The sequence below is a fragment of the Paenibacillus enshidis genome (genome assembly GCF_042136365.1).
Classification (GTDB): Bacteria; Bacillota; Bacilli; order Paenibacillales; family Paenibacillaceae; genus Paenibacillus; species Paenibacillus enshidis.
In genome coordinates this window covers 1-17265 of sequence record NZ_JBHHMI010000023.1, presented here as the reverse complement: position 1 = coordinate 17265, position 17265 = coordinate 1, and the positions used below count along the sequence as shown (strand labels likewise).

The following is a 17265-nucleotide window of genomic DNA, read 5'->3' as shown; positions in this document are numbered from 1 at the left end:
ACCGCCTCCTTGCAAATGGAAACAGGATGAATATTCCCGTCCATAGTATGTGCCCTGGTGCGGTATCCTATCCTGAGCATACAAGCAGCAAAAAACGGCGAAGCCATGAGCCGCGCCGCTTGCGTGTGAAATTAAGCATATATGGAGCGCTACATTAGTGATACTCGACAACCATCGGTCCATCGGCATCATAAACAGTAACTTCCACGGATTCTGTAAGGATGTCCGCATAACTGTAAGAAACACGCTTACAGCTTTGCTGCTCCTGGTCAAGCTTTACAATAAAAACAGAAGGGTACGTTTCTTCCAATACACCAGTTCGTTCAACGGTCTTGCGTCGACCGCCGTTAGCCTTCAGCAAAATCTTTTGCCCTACATGTGCATCGAGACTGCGTTTGATATCCAATAGCGAATTTTTAGCCATTGTTAACGACCACCTCTTTCCTGACCCATTATAATGGATTTGGTGGACATTGTCAAATCGAAGGAAATATTATAGCAGCAGACAAATTGTGTTGTCAATTTAATTTTTCATGAAAAATGATGCACAAAAAAACCCTGCAAGCAGGGCGGCACATAACCAGTTTCAATCTATACATGTGTTATATTGCGGATGGTGTCACCTTCAATGTTGAAAGATTTTCCAGTCGGGGCAAACCTATTCGATAGCTTCCCCGGGTCTCCACTCCCCCGACCCCCTGGCTTCCGCTGATCGTATGATTAAAAATATCTCCCATACTTACCGTGTCCTTTATCGACGTAAAGGAGGCTTTGGCCGCAATATATACCGGATCCAGCGCATGGATCAGGATACGGCCGGGAGAACTGGCAAAATTCGCTCCTGTACGGAGCAGCGCCTCAAAATGGGACTGGCATGCCCCTGCTACAATCGTAAGCGAGTCCAGATTCCTGTCATACTGTCTTGCCACCTGAATGGCGGAGACGAAGTTTTGTGAATTTTTATAGCTGGACAGACTGTACAAATCATAAGGCTGACGCTTTTTGAGCACACCGTCATGCCCGGTGATGACGAGAATATCGGGGCGTGCGCGCGGCAGCAGCTTCAGCAGAACGTCCGCCATGGCGGACTCGTGTACATGATATCCCTCAGCCGGAACCCTGAGCTGTTCATACAGCTTCATGCTTTTATGCAGATAGTTGGCATCCCCGTCCAAATGGAGCACCTTGCCGGGCATTTCAAAATAGGATGCATTCGCGGCCTGGCTTTGGTTCAGCAGCTCATGCCCCCGTTCCGCCTGCTGCAGCCGTTCCTGCTTCAGGGAAGAGAGGGATTGATAAGCTTTAATTTGCGCTTGCTTGGTTATGCCGTTCATCGGATCGGTCGGCACTTTGATCAGATCGCTCATAGGGGAGTCTGCCAGCAGCCGGAACTCTGTCCCTTTAATGATGGCATTATCGCGCCAGACTTCCTCTACGCGGAACGTCACGTCCTTGCCGTACGATTTACGAACGACCAAGTCTCCAATGATCATCAATGTGTATCACCCCTGCTTCATCGTATGGGCAATACCCCGCTTTGGTTCCGGCCGTCTGAAATCAAGCATGGCAGAACTGATGTTTATTTATAGCCAGCTTCCAGCAACAGCGTGCTCAGACGCGCGAACTCTTCGATGCTGAGCGTTTCTCCCCTTCTGGAGGGTTCAATGTCTGCGGACCGCAAAAGTGGCTCTAACGCATCCTTATTCTCTTTTGTGAAGAAGCGGCTCTTCAGGTTGTTGGCGATCGTTTTGCGCCGCTGCGCGAAGGCTGCCTGCACGACTTCAAAAAAATGCTTTTCGTCCGGAACCTGGACCGGCGGCTCCGGTCTTACACGCAGCCGGATAACCGCCGATTCCACATTGGGCTGCGGAATGAATACAGTGTGCGGCACAATGCATACCAGCTTCGGCTCACTGTAATACTGCACCGCTATGCTCAAGCTGCCATACTCCTTGGAGGCCGGGGCGGCGGCCATTCGTTCAGCCACCTCCTTTTGAATCATGACGACGATATTCTCCAGAGGCAGCTTGTCCTCCAGCAGCTTCATCAAGATGGGAGTTGTGACGTAATAAGGCAGATTGGCTACCACGCTGACCTTTTCCACATCCGCAAAGTCCTCTGCAAACACTTCTTTAAGGTCCAGCTTCAGCACATCCCCGTGACGTACGCGCACCCGGTCGTACGGTGCCATAACCTCGTCCAGAATGGGCAGAAGCCGCTGATCGATCTCCACAGCCGTTACGCACTTGGCCGAACGGGCCAGCCGCTCCGTCAGCGCTCCAATGCCCGGCCCGATCTCAAGCGCTCCCTTGGTCTCATCCAAGCCGGCGGCAGCCACGATTTTTTGCAATATATTCTGGTCAACCAGAAAATTCTGGCCCAGACTCTTCTTGAACGAGAAACCGTGCCTCTGAATGATCTCCTTGGTCCGGCGGGGAGTCGCAATATCTTCAAGACCCTTCATGTCCATCACAATCCTTCGCTTTCAATTTGCTGTAATGCCGCCGCGAACTCCTCGCGGCTGATTTGGAACATCGTCAGCCGCTTATGAAGCTGCTTGCCGTTGCAATAACCGATGCCCAGGATGTTGCCTAACGCCATCCTGCGGGAGGCCGCCCGTGGATGTGTGATCATGCCCGCGTCAATAAGGTCCTCCCAATCGATCAGGGGGCGCGCATCCTCTACCGTAGTATGAACTCTGGCGAGTGCGTGACGGATCGCTTCAGGAGAAGCATTCTCTACCCCGATATCCCCTTTCCGGGTCGCTTCCGCCTCCGGAATAAAGGCCTGCTTGCACCCCGGTACCCTGGAGGCAATAATCTTGCGTATCCGCTCCCCGGCGTGATCCGGATCGGTCAGGATAATGATCCCCCGCCGCTTCTGGGCCATGGCAATTTTGCGAATCGTCGTGGCATTGATGGCAGATCCGCCCGTTTCAATCGTGTCGGCCTGGACCGCCCTTTTGATGGCCACCGTATCATCCCGGCCCTCCACTACGATGACTTCCTTAATCATGAATCTATCTTCCTTCCCGATGCTCTCATCCCGAGCTTGGCTTTAGCACAAAATAAAAATAAGAAGAGGATGATCCTCCCCTTCTTAGCATGGCATCTTTATGATCTTAATACTATCCTAACCAGCGATTGAATTACAAGCTCTAACATTCCCGCCTGCGGTTAATTCAACTCCGGTCTGACCGGACCGATGACATACACCGTCATTCCTGATTTACGGCCAAAATTCATCGCCTGATTCAAACTCTCATAATACACATCGATTTTGTTGCCTTTTATGGCGCCGCCAGTATCCTCAGCACGACGGAAGCCCAGACCTTCAATATATACCCACCAGCCTATTGGAATGACATTAGGGTCCACAGCAATGGTGCGTCCTTCAGTAACACGTGTGCCGGAGGATGTCCGGGTGCCTATGCCAGGCTGCTGCGCAGAGTAAGCCGTCATGGATACATTGCTTAAAACTTTTGTATATTTAAATTCTACTCCTGCCCGGCTGATCGTATTGGCACTGGCCATCTTTGCGGAACCGGAAGGTCCGATAGATGCCGCCAGTACAACAGGTTTCTTCTTCGTACCTACTGCAATAACCTTGTCAACACGATTCGTAGCGACTTCTTTGTTTACCATACGCTTTGAAACCAGTTTCCCGTCATGATACACCTTCTCAATATTCTGGACCATGACTCCATCCTTGCCGCTCACCAAGGTGCGGTTATCTCCCTTGTACAAGCTTGGATCAGCCGTCTTGACGACTCTGAAAGGAATCTCTGCCTTTTGTTGAACCTTCTGCTTCGTGACACGAACAATTTTTATATCCATGTTAGAAGAGATTTTGGTATCCGGTGAGGGGGAAACCTTATCTTCCGGTGACAATTCGTAGCCCAAGGTTCGAATAGCGTCTTCTACTGTATTTTCGGTGGTGTACAGCTGCTTGGTTTCATAGCCTGCGGATACGTTCACTGGCGCAGCCCGTTTAATGACTACCCGGTCCCCATTCTGTACAGCTCCGTTCACCGGCATGGAAATCTTGTCATGAGGTGCCAGTGTAATAGAATGCTCCTCCAGAACATCCTGCAAACTTTCTCCGCGGGTCTCAACCGCTTGAGGCTGACCGTTGATGACCAGAACTACTTGTTTCTTTGTCTGCGTGTACACCAGAATAGAGATTGTGACTGTTAGTGCGATTAGAAAAATAGCGACCAATGATGCGTGGCGCAATTTTTCATGCTTCCATCGCAACGCGTAAGACATGCTGGATGAGCGTGACTCATGGGTCTCCCCTTGTTGGAAAATTCCCACTTCTCCGTCCTCCTTCATAGCCTCGCCGTCTGAGAGTAATACATGATTGAAGTTGACGCGACTATACCAGATTTTCTACAAGACAAGCCTGACTGCAGCCTGCCCTGCATCATGTTCCCGTCTTCGCAGCATGGCGCCCCCCTTTACTGGTCATAACTCCGTTATGTAACAGTATGTGGGCACACTCTCCCATATTCATAAACTAAAAAAGTCAAGAAAGAGTTAAGAGAGCTCTTTCGTGACTTCCGTCAATGACATATGCGGAAAATCCATACACGAGGTAGCTTCTCTCTTGATACGCTTACGGGGTTAGCTGTCGGATTCGGACGTAGAGAGTCGCCCTAGTTCAGGTCACCCGCTCATGGCGGCTGCCTTCACATTCACCCCTAAGACCCAGAAAAGAAATCGAACTATGACGTCCGGCATAAGCGAAGGTACATGCACACGACAATACGTCTATGTCTGTACGCTCTCCTTATGGCCTGCCACCATATCGGTTCCCCCGTTCTCCATAACAGAGATTAAGCGAGACTGGTTCATGAAATGAACTACTGAATTTGCCACTTTACATAGCATCAATAATTCACTGAAACGATGATATCCTGTTTACATGCATGTTGTAAAGCAGCTTTCAAGTGCTTTTCTCTAAATAATCGGTTAAAATATTGTAATAATCGCGGTTTTCCCGGAACATTTTTATGTTTAGCTCCGTATAGGATACTTTTTTAATGATTTATCTCTCATTTTCTCCGTATGTAAAATCGTTCCAGCCCATTTTTGGTGGTGATCGCCGCCAATTCCTCCACGGAAATTCCCTTAATTTGGGCAGCTGCCTCAGCCACCAATCTCACATAGGCCGACTCGTTTCGTTTGCCTCTGAAGGGATGGGGAGTCAGGTAAGGGGAATCGGTTTCAATCAATAAGCGATCCAGCGGCACCTGCGCCAAAACCTCTTTCGGCTGACGCGCATTTTTGAAGGTAATCGGGCCTCCAAAGGACAAATGAAATTCCATATTCAGACATAATTTAGCGATTTCCCAGCTGCCAGAGAACGAATGCATAATTCCTCCAACCTCATGTGCTTTCTCTTCACGCAAAATTTTCACGATATCCTCGTGCGCATCCCGGTTGTGAATGACAATCGGCATCCCCAACTCCCGGGCAAGTCCGATTTGCTGGCGCAGCACCCGCTGCTGAACATCCTTCGGAGAAGTATCCCAATGGTAATCCAGCCCAATTTCCCCAATGGCCACGACCTTCTCATGCTTGCAAAGCGATGCAATCCATTCCAAATCCCCATCCTGCATGGTGATGGCATCAACAGGATGCCATCCGACAGCAGCATAAATAAAATCATAAGTTTCGGCAAGCTCCATTGTACTGGGAATAGTTTCTCTATTAAACCCGACATTGACCATTCGCGTAACTCCGGCTTCGACGGCGTTTGATATGATTTGCTCTCTGTCTTCATTAAATGACGGCGAATCAAGATGGGTATGCGTATCAAATAATTCCAAGGATTGTTCCTCCTTAATTGGTTTTAATTTAGATTAATTTCTTTCTTTGGCAATTTTCAATTTTTGCAATCTTCTATATCATGATGCTTAGATTAAAAAGAAATGATTTGAAGGCTATTTAACAAACAATTTCTGGATGTCGGGCGGCAGCTTATCCTTAATTTGCTCCAATTTATTTTGCGGGTAATACAGATGGTATTTCCCCCGGTGAATACCGCTGATTGAGCGTACGATATCCGACACTTCGGATATTTCGCGCACACCGCCCTCCCGGTCAAGCAGCAAAATCTGATTCTCTGTCGATCCGTCCTTCCGGAATACATCATAAGGAAGGTCTGTCGGAAAATCAATTTCCAGGTCATAGTCGGGGTGAAGTCCAGCCTTCGCGAGGGCAGCCCGCAAATCGTCAATCATACTCATATCCATAGAGTCGATTTGCACATATTTATATAGCCTGCGATCCATAAAACGCGAACACAGGTCGCTCAGAACAGGGTCCTCTTCCTTCTTCCATAAATTAAATACAGTTTGTATCAGGGATTCATCCAGCATTAAATACTGGCTGACTGTCAGATCTCCACGGATTAAGTCGGGAAGAGGATCAAGCAGAAATCCGAAGGTATACCCCTGATTCATTAGCTCCTTGGCTCTCCGGAAAATGAGCCGCAGTATAATTTCCGAGCTGCGGGTCACCGGATGAAAATAAATTTGCCAGTACATTTGGTAACGGGACATCAGGTAGTCTTCCACGGCATGCATTCCCGAGTCCTTGACGACAATACGGCCCTTATGAGGGCGAAGCAAGCGCAGAATGCGGTCAAGGTCGATGGTGCCATAATTAACGCCTGTCTGGTAGGCGTCCCGCAGCAGATAATCCATTCTGTCCGCATCAAGCGGACTCGTTACCAAATTGACTACGATCGGTTTATCGTAGGTTTTTGAGATCACGGCAGCGACCTTTTCCGGAAACCCGGGTTCAACCTGACAAAGGACCGTATTGATCTCCGTGTCTCCCAAAATAATACGGCAGGTCCAATCCTCATGATTCATGCCGAAGGCTTCTTCGATGGAATGGGAGAACGGGCCATGCCCCAAATCATGCAGCAGGGCGGCACATAAGGCGACCAGTTTTTCTTCCTTGGGCCAGTCTGTATATTCACCGCGTTCAAATTGGGAAATGATGCGGCGTGTAATCTCATATACGCCCAGGGAGTGGGAGAAACGGCTGTGTTCAGCACCATGAAAAGTTAAATAGGAGGTTCCAAGCTGACGAATCCGGCGCAGCCTTTGAAACTCAGAAGTATTAATCAAACGCCAGATGACAACATCTTGAACGTGAATGTAATTGTGGACCGGGTCTTTAAACACTTTCTCTTCCGTAAGCGGCTGCTGCATCAGATTCATTTGGCCTTAGCTCCTTGAAAATATGATATATGTAACCGATGTAAAACATGGGCACGTGTCGCAGGAATTCGACATACTTTGTCGAATTATGTCTTATTTTATATTATTGATAATTTCCAAATCGACATATTCATTATAATATATTTTATAATATTAATTGTTGATTCCTAGTCATATTAGCAGGTTTGATTTTGAAAATTTAGGTTTCATGCCTAACTTTTAGGTTGACTGATTTGGGAATCGTTGGTATAGTTAAATTCAGAAAACAGAAAATAATGTCGAATGATGACAATTGAAATTTTCTATATGGCGAGAGGAGCCTGATTTATTATGATGAAATCTACTGGTATTGTAAGAAAAGTTGATGAGCTTGGACGTGTCGTTATCCCGATCGAGCTGCGCCGCACACTGGGCATTGGCGAGAAGGATGCCCTGGAAATTTACGTTGACGGTGAGCGCATTATGCTCAAAAAATACGAGCCTGCCTGCATCTTTTGCGGCAATGCGGAAAACGTTACTTACTTCAAAGGTAAAATTGTTTGCAACGAATGTATTTCCGAAATCCCAACACCTGTGACAAAATAAGATTTATAGTATATAATTAAAAAAACAACAAACTAACTGTTAATTCTAACCTTTTCATATCTCCTTGCTGCCTTCCGCGTTGATTTCTATCGCTGGAAGGTTCTTTTTTTACATAAATTTGGACAAAATTCATTTGTCCCCCGAAGTCAGCAGCTCATTATACACATCCCTTTTTGAAAGCGAGCGATCCGCAGCCGTGCGTTTCATGGCTTCTTTCCTGCTGTTTCCCTCCGACTCATAATGTTTTACATGCTCTTGCAATGTTAGCTCTTTCCACCATGCTTGTCTTTCCTCAGCTTCTTCCCGGGCGCTTTTCCCTTCAACAACCAAACAATATTCTCCAAGTGGCGGATGCTCCTCCAGCCAGGCCAGACAATCCGCGACAGATCCCCTCACCCATTCCTCATGAAGCTTTGTAAGCTCCCTGGCAAGCACGATTTGACGGGTTCCATAGGCCTCCTGAATGATGGCCAGTGTTTTGACAATCCGGTGCGGGGATTCATAAAACACGAGCGTACCATGCGAGGCTTCAAATGTATGCAAAATAGAGAGCAGTTCCTTCCGGTCCCGGGGCGGAAACCCGGCAAAGGTAAATCGTTCCGTATTCAATCCGGAGGCAATAAGCGCCGACAAAGCGGCATTGGCTCCCGGTATTGGAACAACAGCAATTCCCGCATCCAGCGCAAGCTGAACCAGATCAGCTCCCGGGTCCGAAATGGCCGGCAGGCCGGCATCACTGACCAGTGCCAAATTTTTTCCTTCCATTATATAACGTATCAGTTCAGGCCCGCTTGCCGCCTTATTGTGCTCATGGTAACTAAAGAGCTTGTTCGGAATAATGTCGAAATGAGTAAGCAATTTGCGGGTTTGCCTCGTATCCTCGGCGGCAATGATGCTGCACTCCTGCAGTGTCTTTACAGCTCGGAAAGTCATGTCCTCCAGATTGCCGATTGGCGTACCTACGAGAAATAAAGTTCCATATTCGTTGGGCCGGTCCGAGTAGCTTTTTTGTACAGCCAATTTCATATCCAAATGTCTCCTTGCCGTTTATAATTAAGCGCCTACCCTTCAATGTCAGGTTTGCTTTCCGTTGGTGTCCCTGAATCCTGGCCAAAGTATATTTCCTGCATTTCAGCTGTGTATTGATTGCGCCCGTTGCCTTCGTACACGATCAGCGGCGGCAGCAGACGTACATCCGGCTTGGCATCCCGCATGGCCTCAATAAGCACCATATTGGCTTCCAGATGAACTCGTGGGTGCACGAAGCGGATACGCTTAGGCTCCAGTCTGTGTATACGCATAAGGGATATGATCTCACCAAGCCGCTGCGGACGATGCACCATGGAAACCTTGCCCCCGGTCCGGATCAGGCGGGTACAGGCCAAAATCACTTCCTCAAGCGTGCAGCTCAGCTCATGCCGTGCTATAGCCTGATGAGGATTGAGCTTGATATCACTGCCATTCAGCGGCATATAAGGCGGATTGACCGTTATCGCATCATATCCTCCATGCCCTGTGATTTCAAACAGACTTCTCAGATCCCCTTCACGAATCGTAATCCTGTCCTCTAATCCATTCATGGCTACGCTGCGGCGCGCCATATCCGCCAGACGGGGTTGGATTTCAATCCCCTCGATGGCCGCCTTCGTTCTTGTCGTCAGCAGAAGAGGCACCACGCCGTTGCCTGTACATAGATCGAGTATTTTCCCTCGCATAGGTATGCCTGCAAATCTGGCCAGCAGCACGGCATCCATCGAAAAGCTGAACACTTCATCACTTTGTATAATGCGCAAATTATGAGTTAAAAGATCGTCAATCCTTTCAGATTTATGCTTTTCTTCCATCATTCCGGTTTATCCATCCTTTTAAACGATATGGCTAAAGAAAAAGCCGCAGGCAAGTGCCCTACGGCTTTGTATTTATTTATTCAAAAATGACAAGCAGAACAGGCAGTCGCCCTCTGTCCGCAAATGTCCGTAATACACATTGCATATATGAAATCCCTCATGATACAGCCTTGCCAAATTATCATAGCCTTCACCCACAACCTCTCCTGCCTCCGACGCTTCAGTCTCCACGTCGTTTGCAGAAAGGGGCGCGGGCTGCTCTATTGCCGTCTCTTCCGCTCTTGTATTATCGCGAATGAGCATTTTGCGCAGCTGTTCGTTTTCAATTGTAAGTCGCTGATTCTCTTCCAGTAATTCCTTCACTGCAAGCTTCAGCTCACCCAGATCGCTATACATCTGTCCCATTTGCGTTTCCATCTCGTGAATACGCGCAAAAACACTTTGTTTGTTATCCAAGATTCCACCCCGAAGCAACCTAATGGTTTACTTGACGACAACGTCGTCCATTGGAAGTTCCTTGACCTTGCTAATCTCAAATAGCTGCACATGTACCGTACGCTGCTCTGCATTTATAGCGACAACCTTGCCCTCCCCTAGAGAGGTAATGACCAGCTTGCCAACCTGCGGCAGCTCTTCCCTGGCACTCTCATAGTTATCATGCTCGAACTTGAGGCAGCACATCAGCCTGCCGCACAAGCCGGAAATTTTGGTAGGATTCAGGGACAAGCTCTGATCCTTGGCCATCTTGATGGACACGGGTTCAAAGTCACCCAGCCAGGAGGAGCAGCATAACACACGTCCACACGGCCCTATACCGCCAAGCATCTTGGCTTCATCCCGAACACCGATCTGCCTGAGCTCAATACGCGTACGGAAAATGCTGGCTAAATCCTTCACAAGCTCACGGAAATCAACTCTTCCCTCCGCCGTAAAGTAAAAGATGATCTTATTGCGGTCAAATGTAAACTCAACGTCAACAAGCTTCATTTTAAGGCCATGGTCTTTAATTTTATTTAAACAAGTACCGAATGCTTCCTGTGCCGCTCGTTTATTCTCCTCAACAATTAGCGCATCCGCATCTCCGGCAATACGAATTACTTTCTTTAGGGGCAGCACGACGTCCGAATCATTTACTTCCTTCTTGCCTACAACCACCTTGCCATATTCGATGCCACGCGCCGTCTCCACGATCACGCAGTTATCCTGCTCCAAAGGAAGCTCCAGCGGATCGAAATAATACGTCTTACCCGCTTTTTTAAAGCGGACACCCACTACACTATACAAAAATAAACCTCCTTGTATGCCACTAGAACCTTAACTGAAGCCGTAACGTAATGGCGCCCTGGAAAGTTTAACGATGCCTTTTATTAACTGCTCCGTCACATACGAAGAGTCCGCTGTCTTTAGGCGGTAATCGTACCGCCTGAATCCGACATCCCGATCAGAAGCTGCTCCACACACAGCTGACCGTTCACATTGTAGCGGAGCTTCTTCCTGCATTCCGCCGCCAAAGCCATATACGAGACCCATTGTTCGGTGCTGCGGGTGATTGCCAGCTTGGAGATACTCTCCAAGTGATCTATGAAAACAATGCTTTCGTGCCTTCCGTACCGGAAGTGCAGCATATCCTTGAATAGCAAATGAAACAGTTGAAAAAAAGCGTCCAGATGCTCGGAAAGTCCTGTTTTAAAAATCTTCTGTTGAGCTAGTATAATAGACGAATTTCCTCTGCTCATGGACTCCTTCACTAATTGTAACACTACATTTCTAATTTCTGCAAACCAATTCTGCTGGATAACTTCCCGGCTGGAATCCAGTCCTGAAGCAAGATGAACGGCACTTCGAACCAACGCTGCAGGATGCCCCTCCCGACTCAACTCCTGCATTAATACTTCAGGTGACAACGGCGAAAACGGTACACGCTGCGTTCTCGATTGAATCGTGGGAAGGAGAGCCTGTCCGTTATCCGAAATCAAAATGCCGACCGCCGGCACCTGGGGTTCTTCCAGAAATTTCAGCAGACTATTGGCTGCCTGAACGGTCATGGTATCCGCTTGGCGGATAATATAGACCTTCGGATTTTCAGCCTTGGAACGGTATGAAAAAAGCCGCTGCAGCTCTCGTACCTGATCTATTTTTATGCTCGCACCATCCGGTTCTATAACATAAAGATCAGGATGGTTGCCATGCTCTATTTTTCTGCATTCCAGACATTTTCCACAAGCATCATCCTTGAGTTCCCTGCAAAATAAAGCTTGGGCAAAAGTAAGCGCCACCTGCATCTGCCCGCTTCCCGGCGGGCCGCTGAACAGATAGGCATGGCTTACCCTGCCAGTACGAAGCGCATTTTGCAGCAGCCGCTTGGGCACGTCCTGTCCGGCAATGTGTTCAAAAGACATATCGTTCCTCGCTTTCCGCGACCGGATCTGTGATCCGGTATCCCGGCAAAAAATAATCTGCCGACCGACAGGCAAGCAGATTGTACTGTATCCGGTCTAAGCCGGCCGCCAAACAAATATAAGGGGAATATCCCTAATGCAGATGACCTGGAGTACTGAACATCTAGAAGGACAGATTAATCAGCAGTCCACGAATTTCTCCAACTCCCTGCAATAGTTCAATTTTTCCCTGCTCGGTCTCTAATAATTCTTCGGCCAAACGCAATAAGATGGAGTCAACCTCATCAATCAATTTGTAGCGCTTGCTGCGTCCGCGCCGGTCCCAGCCACGCGTATCCTTCATCGCTACTCCCCGTCGAACTGTATCCTCCAGAAAGCGTTTGACGAGCATTTTGTAAGCCTTCAACTCGCGCACGGTCATGGATCGGGCCAGCCGTTCTCCCTGCATCTGTATTTCTTTGAACCGCCGGTTCAATTCTTCTTGAGTAGCATGCTCCCCCTGATAGTGCATAATATCGGAAAAGCTTTTACTTTGAACAGGCTTGGAGGTCGAGTCGCCGGATGACAGACCGCTATGCAACGGACGGTAGCCTGGATTGATTTTCATAAATGACCTGCTTTCTCCCTGCTTCATTTCATCGCAGCAACAGCGTGAGATTGGAAATTCAACCGCAGTAAACTTGTAGATTAGAAATGCTCGAAACGATCAACAGGCATGACGAACACGGTAGCTCCTCCGACCTGAACCTCTACAGGAAGCGGCAGATAGGAGTCGGTGGTTCCGCTCATCGGTGTCACCGGTGTAACCAGTTGTTCTCGCACCTTGCAACTGCTGCGGATGACCTCCATTACGGCTTCAACCTGGCTGTCATCCACACCGATCATGAATGTAGTATTCCCAGCCCGCAGAAAACCGCCGGTACTGGCCAGCTTCGTTGCACGGAAGTTCGCCTTAACCAGTCCACCGGACAGTCTGTTGCTGTCTTTATCCTGTACAATCGCAATGATCAGTTTCATCCTGTTTTCCTCCTTAAATTCGTTAAAAGGAACGAATCAGCCGCATTTTGTCCCTTATAGCTATATAATTAAACATTGATGCTCAATAATCCTCCAGGACCCGTTGGGCAAGGATTTCTTTCATCTGTTGCAGGACCTGTTCAGGCTGCCGTGCTGCGTCAATAACAACGATGCGTTCCGGATACTGATGAACCAGGTGCAGATAACCTTCTCTGACTTTATGGTGAAACGATATATCCTCCAAATCGAGCCGGTTCACTTCATTTCCCCGGTTAGCAGCTATTCTCGCCAACCCAAGCTCCGGTTCAATATCCATGTAAAAGGTTAAATCAGGCTGCCAGGAATCGACGGCAAAACGGTTAATAGAGTCCACCTCTTCCATCCCCAGTCCACGTGCATAACCCTGATACACCAGACTGCTGTCTACAAAGCGGTCACACAGCACAAGCATCCCGGATTCAACGGCAGGCGCGACCTTCTCCACCAGGTGTTGGCGGCGGGCTGCCGCATATAGCAGAGCTTCAGTACGTGCATCCATATGGGTATGCGCTTTGTCCAGAATTACGGACCGGATTTTCTCCGCTATTTCAATACCGCCCGGCTCCCTGGTTGACATATAAGGCAACCCCCGACTTTCCAGATACTTGGCCAGCCGCCCGATCATCGTTGTTTTTCCGGAACCCTCGCCCCCTTCCAATGTGATAAATCTGCCTCTGGCCTTCATATGTTCCCTGCTTTCTTTATCTTTAGGTGTAAGAAAACTCTTATTCTATGCAACATTGTAAATCATACAATTGTGCTTGTTCTTATTATAGTATACATTTGTCCTGTCTTACATCAAAGATATACTCGAATCGTGTTAAGCTTCTCATCGGCCGCCCCCTGGCATTTGGCTCCCTGATCACGCAGCAGTTGAAGCCGTGCAGTAATTTCTTCTCCGATCTGTTCCCCTGGATAAAGAAGCGGAATGCCTGGAGGATAGGGGATAATCATTTCAGCAGATACATATCCGGCACAGCCTTCAATGGGGACTGTTTTTATTTTTTCTGAGGATAGAGGAGCTAGACGAAACGGTACCGGTTTGGAAACCGTAAATGCGGGTACATTGTTCCACGTGGAAACCTTTTTGGAGTAAAAATGTATACCTGGAAAATCACTGGGTATTGGCGGATTTTCATCTTGCTTATGTATATGCACTAATGCCTGCACCAGGTGATTAGCGTCCGCTTGAGTCGTGCCCAGTGTAAATAACAGGACGACATAACGCTCATCGCTCATCTCCGGTACGCATCCTTGCTCTTCAAGCCGGCGCTGCAGTTCATATCCGCTCAAGCAGCCGTAGCTATCATAAACAACAATCTTAAACGGGTCCTGCAGGGTATAACCTTCATTATTCGGCCCGGCTTCCGGCTGCAGGAGCTGAAACCTCGGTATCTCCCTGATCCCCTCCTTAAAGGCTTGTACGGCCAAGAGACCTTCTGTAAAAGCGTAGGGACCGTTCATATGAAGATGCCAGCGTGCCAGGTCAAGCGATGCCATTAAAGGATAGGATGGACTTGAGCTCTGAATCATCGCCAACCGTTGACCGATCATTTGCCGGTTCAAGTACTTTCCTTGAATATGCAGCATCGCTCCCATGGTCATAGCGGACAGCATTTTGTGCGTAGATTGTACAACCCCGTCCGCACCGTACGATAACGCCGATGGAGGTAAGTCAGGATGTTGACCGAAATGTGCCCCATGGGCTTCATCCACCAAAAGCGGAATACCGGCATGATGGCAAAGTTCAACGAGTGGTGCCAGCCCGGCTCCCATGCCGTAATAGTTGGGTGAAGTGACAAGTAGCCCCTTCGCCTGCGGATAAGCAGCTATGGCTGCAGCCACCGTCTCTACTGAAGGCAGCGTAGACAATCCACTCACCTCGTCTACATAAGGTTCCAGAAAAACAGCATCCGCACCTGCAAGCATTAACCCGTGCAGCACCGATTTATGAACATTTCTTTGCACCAGCAAAATATCTCCCGGTGCTGTGCACACCGTCAAAATTAACGCCAGATTGCCGCTCGTGCTGCCTCCGACGAGAAAATAGCTTTCCTCAGCCCCGAAACAATCCGCAGCCAGCTCCTGTGCCTGCCGAATTACACCTTCAGGATGATGGAGATCATCCAGTCCTGTAATCTCCGTGGCGTCAATCGTCATAACTTGTGCCAATACACCCGCTATATCGGTATGCTCATACAAATGGCCATTTTTATGCCCAGGAACGTGAAATGATATTTTTCTTTGCTCCCTATATCGAACAAGTGCCTCCATTAACGGCGCTGACTGTTTATTGATACTGAACATCATGCATTCCTTCCATCTGAAAATATTCGTACAGTGTACTACCTCTCATTTTAACGTATACCTTGGGGAAATCCTATTCTGTTGCTGAATTCATCCAACAAAAAAAGGCCTCGGAAGGCCTTGATCAAACGTTTTTCTCCATCCAAATCTGCTTTAATTGATGAATGAAAAAATGATATTTGGCATCTGTTGCATCTGTCCGGATCATTTCCGCCTCACAAGCATCACAAATATATTCCGACAAGATTAATATACCTTCTGTCTTGTAATGCTCACAAATAATACACCGCTGCCCTTCCTCTTGCATATGGAATCCCACCTTGATTCATTTACTATCAGTATTTACTATAAGTATGGTGCAGTTTCTATTATTTTATACCTTTTCATAGCTGCAGTCATATTTGTATACCTTATTCAGAGGCGGCAAAAGAGGTGTTTGTACCTGTAGAGCAATTAAAAAAATTCATACTTTTTCCGATAATAGAAGAAAAGCGTTTCAATTTTTGGGGATATCCTGAACTAGAATGAAGGGAATGAACGGTTTCCAATGATGGAAGACAATGATGCCAAAACTACGTACTATCATTACAAATTAATTAAAAAGGTAAACATTAACCGGCCCATGCTATGGAGCTATCTATCACTGCCTGTAATTATGCTTATTTTTCTAATGTTCGCCTTGCACTGGACGAGCCTTTTTCTTTTTGCACTTGCCCTTCCCGTGATGATGTGGACTCATTTTGTGATTATCCGTTCCTTTCTGGTTATAAAGGGCTCTCATCTTCGTAAACGTTGGTCCTACAACTGGAGGTTGCCTTGGCAAGGATACATGCCTGAGCAATATGTCGGCTATTCAACATTCAGCGCCATACAATTTCATGTCATGTGGATCGGTTTTTGCTTCACCATCGTTTTCCTGTTCTTTTCTCCCCCGGCCTTTACCTTTTCCCTGCTGTTCTGGCACATATGGCTGGCCGTGCCGCGCTTGTGGACCCTGTATCTCCTGAAACGGGAACGCAAAGACGGTATGATCAAATTCAATAAGCAGGACGTGTCCTATTATCAACAATAATATACTTTCTAACATTTCAAAAAGAGAGCTCTTAATCAGGGCTCTTTTTTCGTGTAATAGTCTGTGAGCAGAGTCCAGCACTTTTTCGTTAGTTGGTTTCAATCGTCTTCACATTGGCTGTAGGCTTCTTATCCTTCGGGACCAATACCGTGAAATAATCATCGTATACCAATAGGTGAACAATCTGACCGTCCTTTAAAAACACCTTCTGGCTTTCCGAGGACTGGGAGGTCTCTTCCTTCCATCCCCAGGCGGCAATCTCCTGCAAATAAGGTTCCGGAATGCTATCACTCTCTTTAATCCCCGGCAGAGTGTAGCGTACATAATCTATCTCAGAGCTTTGACTCGCACGTTCTGTTTTATTTGCTTCCTTAGGTACCGGAAATGTCTTTTCATTGGCTGCACCTTCAAACGCCGTCCATGAAGGTTCCCTGGGGCCGCAACCGGTAAGAATCACTACAGCGATACTCAATAGCATTGTAATCACAAGCCATCTATTTCGCCGCATGCTCTTCCCTCCTTCTCAGCCTGACTGAACAAATGATCTTCCTTCCAAATTTTAAAAAAGCTACAGCCGTCTGATGTGATTAGTAAATTGAACCATAGTAAATTATAGCTGTTTTACATAGCCTTTCCGTAACAAAAATGTTACCTGCATTCAAATAAAAAAACCACCATCGTTTACGACAGTGGTTTTACATTTTGCCTGGCAACGTCCTACTCTCCCAGGACCCTTCGGTCCAAGTACCATCGGCGCTGGAG

The 17265-nt window shown here is 47.7% G+C and carries 20 protein-coding genes and 1 riboswitch; of the genes, 2 read left to right on the top strand and 18 right to left on the bottom strand.

Translation table 11 applies throughout. The annotated features are described in order from the left end of the window. Window positions 1–154 precede the first annotated feature (154 nt). The 7 genes from veg to ACE41H_RS19775 form a co-directional block, all read right to left on the bottom strand. Complete coding sequence (veg, locus tag ACE41H_RS19805; protein ID WP_375357287.1) at window positions 155–424, bottom strand: biofilm formation stimulator Veg; 270 nt, start codon at window positions 422–424, stop codon at window positions 155–157. 178 nt (window positions 425–602) lie between these two features. Further along, a complete protein-coding gene (gene yabG, locus ACE41H_RS19800) occupies window positions 603–1493 on the bottom strand; it encodes a sporulation peptidase YabG (RefSeq protein WP_375357326.1) in 891 nt (296 codons plus the stop codon). 86 nt (window positions 1494–1579) lie between these two features. Beyond that, on the bottom strand, window positions 1580–2464 hold the full coding sequence (gene rsmA, locus ACE41H_RS19795; protein WP_375357286.1) for a 16S rRNA (adenine(1518)-N(6)/adenine(1519)-N(6))-dimethyltransferase RsmA: 885 nt from the start codon (window positions 2462–2464) through the stop codon (window positions 1580–1582). 5 nt (window positions 2465–2469) lie between these two features. After that, window positions 2470–3015, bottom strand: a complete 546-nt coding sequence (gene rnmV / locus ACE41H_RS19790) for a ribonuclease M5 (protein ID WP_375357285.1) — start codon at window positions 3013–3015, stop codon at window positions 2470–2472. Window positions 3016–3176: 161 nt separating this feature from the next. Next, a complete protein-coding gene (locus tag ACE41H_RS19785) occupies window positions 3177–4316 on the bottom strand; it encodes a resuscitation-promoting factor (RefSeq protein ID WP_375357284.1) in 1140 nt (379 codons plus the stop codon). A gap of 282 nt (window positions 4317–4598) precedes the next feature. After that, window positions 4599–4854, bottom strand: a riboswitch (cyclic di-AMP (ydaO/yuaA leader). 202 nt (window positions 4855–5056) lie between these two features. Then, window positions 5057–5833 (bottom strand): TatD family hydrolase, encoded by a 777-nt coding sequence (locus tag ACE41H_RS19780; RefSeq protein WP_375357283.1) that lies wholly within the window; start codon window positions 5831–5833, stop codon window positions 5057–5059. Between the two features lie 114 nt (window positions 5834–5947). Further along, window positions 5948–7228 (bottom strand): HD domain-containing protein, encoded by a 1281-nt coding sequence (locus ACE41H_RS19775; RefSeq protein WP_375357325.1) that lies wholly within the window; start codon window positions 7226–7228, stop codon window positions 5948–5950. A 339-nt stretch (window positions 7229–7567) separates the two neighbouring features. Between ACE41H_RS19775 and ACE41H_RS19770 the strand changes: the two genes are divergently transcribed. Further along, window positions 7568–7822: an AbrB/MazE/SpoVT family DNA-binding domain-containing protein gene (locus ACE41H_RS19770; protein ID WP_018888060.1), complete on the top strand. Its 255-nt coding sequence runs from the start codon at window positions 7568–7570 to the stop codon at window positions 7820–7822. Between the two features lie 129 nt (window positions 7823–7951). On the opposite strand, the gene rsmI is transcribed toward ACE41H_RS19770, so the two are convergent. The 10 genes from rsmI to ACE41H_RS19720 all read right to left on the bottom strand — a co-directional run bounded on the left by rsmI (window position 7952) and on the right by ACE41H_RS19720 (window position 15738). Then, window positions 7952–8848, bottom strand: a complete 897-nt coding sequence (rsmI, locus tag ACE41H_RS19765) for a 16S rRNA (cytidine(1402)-2'-O)-methyltransferase (RefSeq protein WP_375357282.1) — start codon at window positions 8846–8848, stop codon at window positions 7952–7954. 35 nt (window positions 8849–8883) lie between these two features. Then, window positions 8884–9669, bottom strand: coding sequence for a tRNA1(Val) (adenine(37)-N6)-methyltransferase (locus ACE41H_RS19760; RefSeq protein WP_375357281.1), 786 nt, complete (start codon window positions 9667–9669; stop codon window positions 8884–8886). A gap of 72 nt (window positions 9670–9741) precedes the next feature. Beyond that, entirely contained in the window at window positions 9742–10086 is a 345-nt protein-coding gene (locus ACE41H_RS19755) for an initiation-control protein YabA (RefSeq protein ID WP_375357324.1), read from the bottom strand. A gap of 66 nt (window positions 10087–10152) precedes the next feature. Continuing rightward, window positions 10153–10953: a PSP1 domain-containing protein gene (locus tag ACE41H_RS19750; RefSeq protein ID WP_375357280.1), complete on the bottom strand. Its 801-nt coding sequence runs from the start codon at window positions 10951–10953 to the stop codon at window positions 10153–10155. 119 nt (window positions 10954–11072) lie between these two features. Beyond that, the gene (gene holB, locus ACE41H_RS19745; protein WP_375357279.1) at window positions 11073–12068 is read right to left on the bottom strand and encodes a DNA polymerase III subunit delta'; all 996 of its coding nucleotides are present in this window, start codon (window positions 12066–12068) and stop codon (window positions 11073–11075) included. 163 nt (window positions 12069–12231) lie between these two features. Next, complete coding sequence (locus tag ACE41H_RS19740) at window positions 12232–12675, bottom strand: YaaR family protein (RefSeq protein ID WP_375357278.1); 444 nt, start codon at window positions 12673–12675, stop codon at window positions 12232–12234. Between the two features lie 80 nt (window positions 12676–12755). Continuing rightward, complete coding sequence (gene darA, locus ACE41H_RS19735) at window positions 12756–13085, bottom strand: cyclic di-AMP receptor DarA (protein ID WP_375357277.1); 330 nt, start codon at window positions 13083–13085, stop codon at window positions 12756–12758. Window positions 13086–13167: 82 nt separating this feature from the next. Beyond that, window positions 13168–13809 carry a dTMP kinase gene (gene tmk / locus ACE41H_RS19730; RefSeq protein ID WP_375357276.1) on the bottom strand — a complete coding sequence of 214 codons (642 nt, stop codon included), beginning with the start codon at window positions 13807–13809 and terminating at the stop codon, window positions 13168–13170. Between the two features lie 113 nt (window positions 13810–13922). Continuing rightward, the gene (locus ACE41H_RS19725) at window positions 13923–15431 is read right to left on the bottom strand and encodes an aminotransferase class I/II-fold pyridoxal phosphate-dependent enzyme (protein ID WP_445974749.1); all 1509 of its coding nucleotides are present in this window, start codon (window positions 15429–15431) and stop codon (window positions 13923–13925) included. Window positions 15432–15555: 124 nt separating this feature from the next. Then, the gene (locus tag ACE41H_RS19720; RefSeq protein WP_375357274.1) at window positions 15556–15738 is read right to left on the bottom strand and encodes a sigma factor G inhibitor Gin; all 183 of its coding nucleotides are present in this window, start codon (window positions 15736–15738) and stop codon (window positions 15556–15558) included. 504 nt (window positions 15739–16242) lie between these two features. Between ACE41H_RS19720 and ACE41H_RS19715 the strand changes: the two genes are divergently transcribed. After that, window positions 16243–16503 carry a hypothetical protein gene (locus ACE41H_RS19715; protein WP_375357273.1) on the top strand — a complete coding sequence of 87 codons (261 nt, stop codon included), beginning with the start codon at window positions 16243–16245 and terminating at the stop codon, window positions 16501–16503. 88 nt (window positions 16504–16591) lie between these two features. Here the strand turns inward: ACE41H_RS19715 and ACE41H_RS19710 are convergent, their stop codons facing one another. Beyond that, a complete protein-coding gene (locus tag ACE41H_RS19710) occupies window positions 16592–17011 on the bottom strand; it encodes a hypothetical protein (RefSeq protein WP_375357272.1) in 420 nt (139 codons plus the stop codon). Window positions 17012–17265 lie beyond the last annotated feature (254 nt).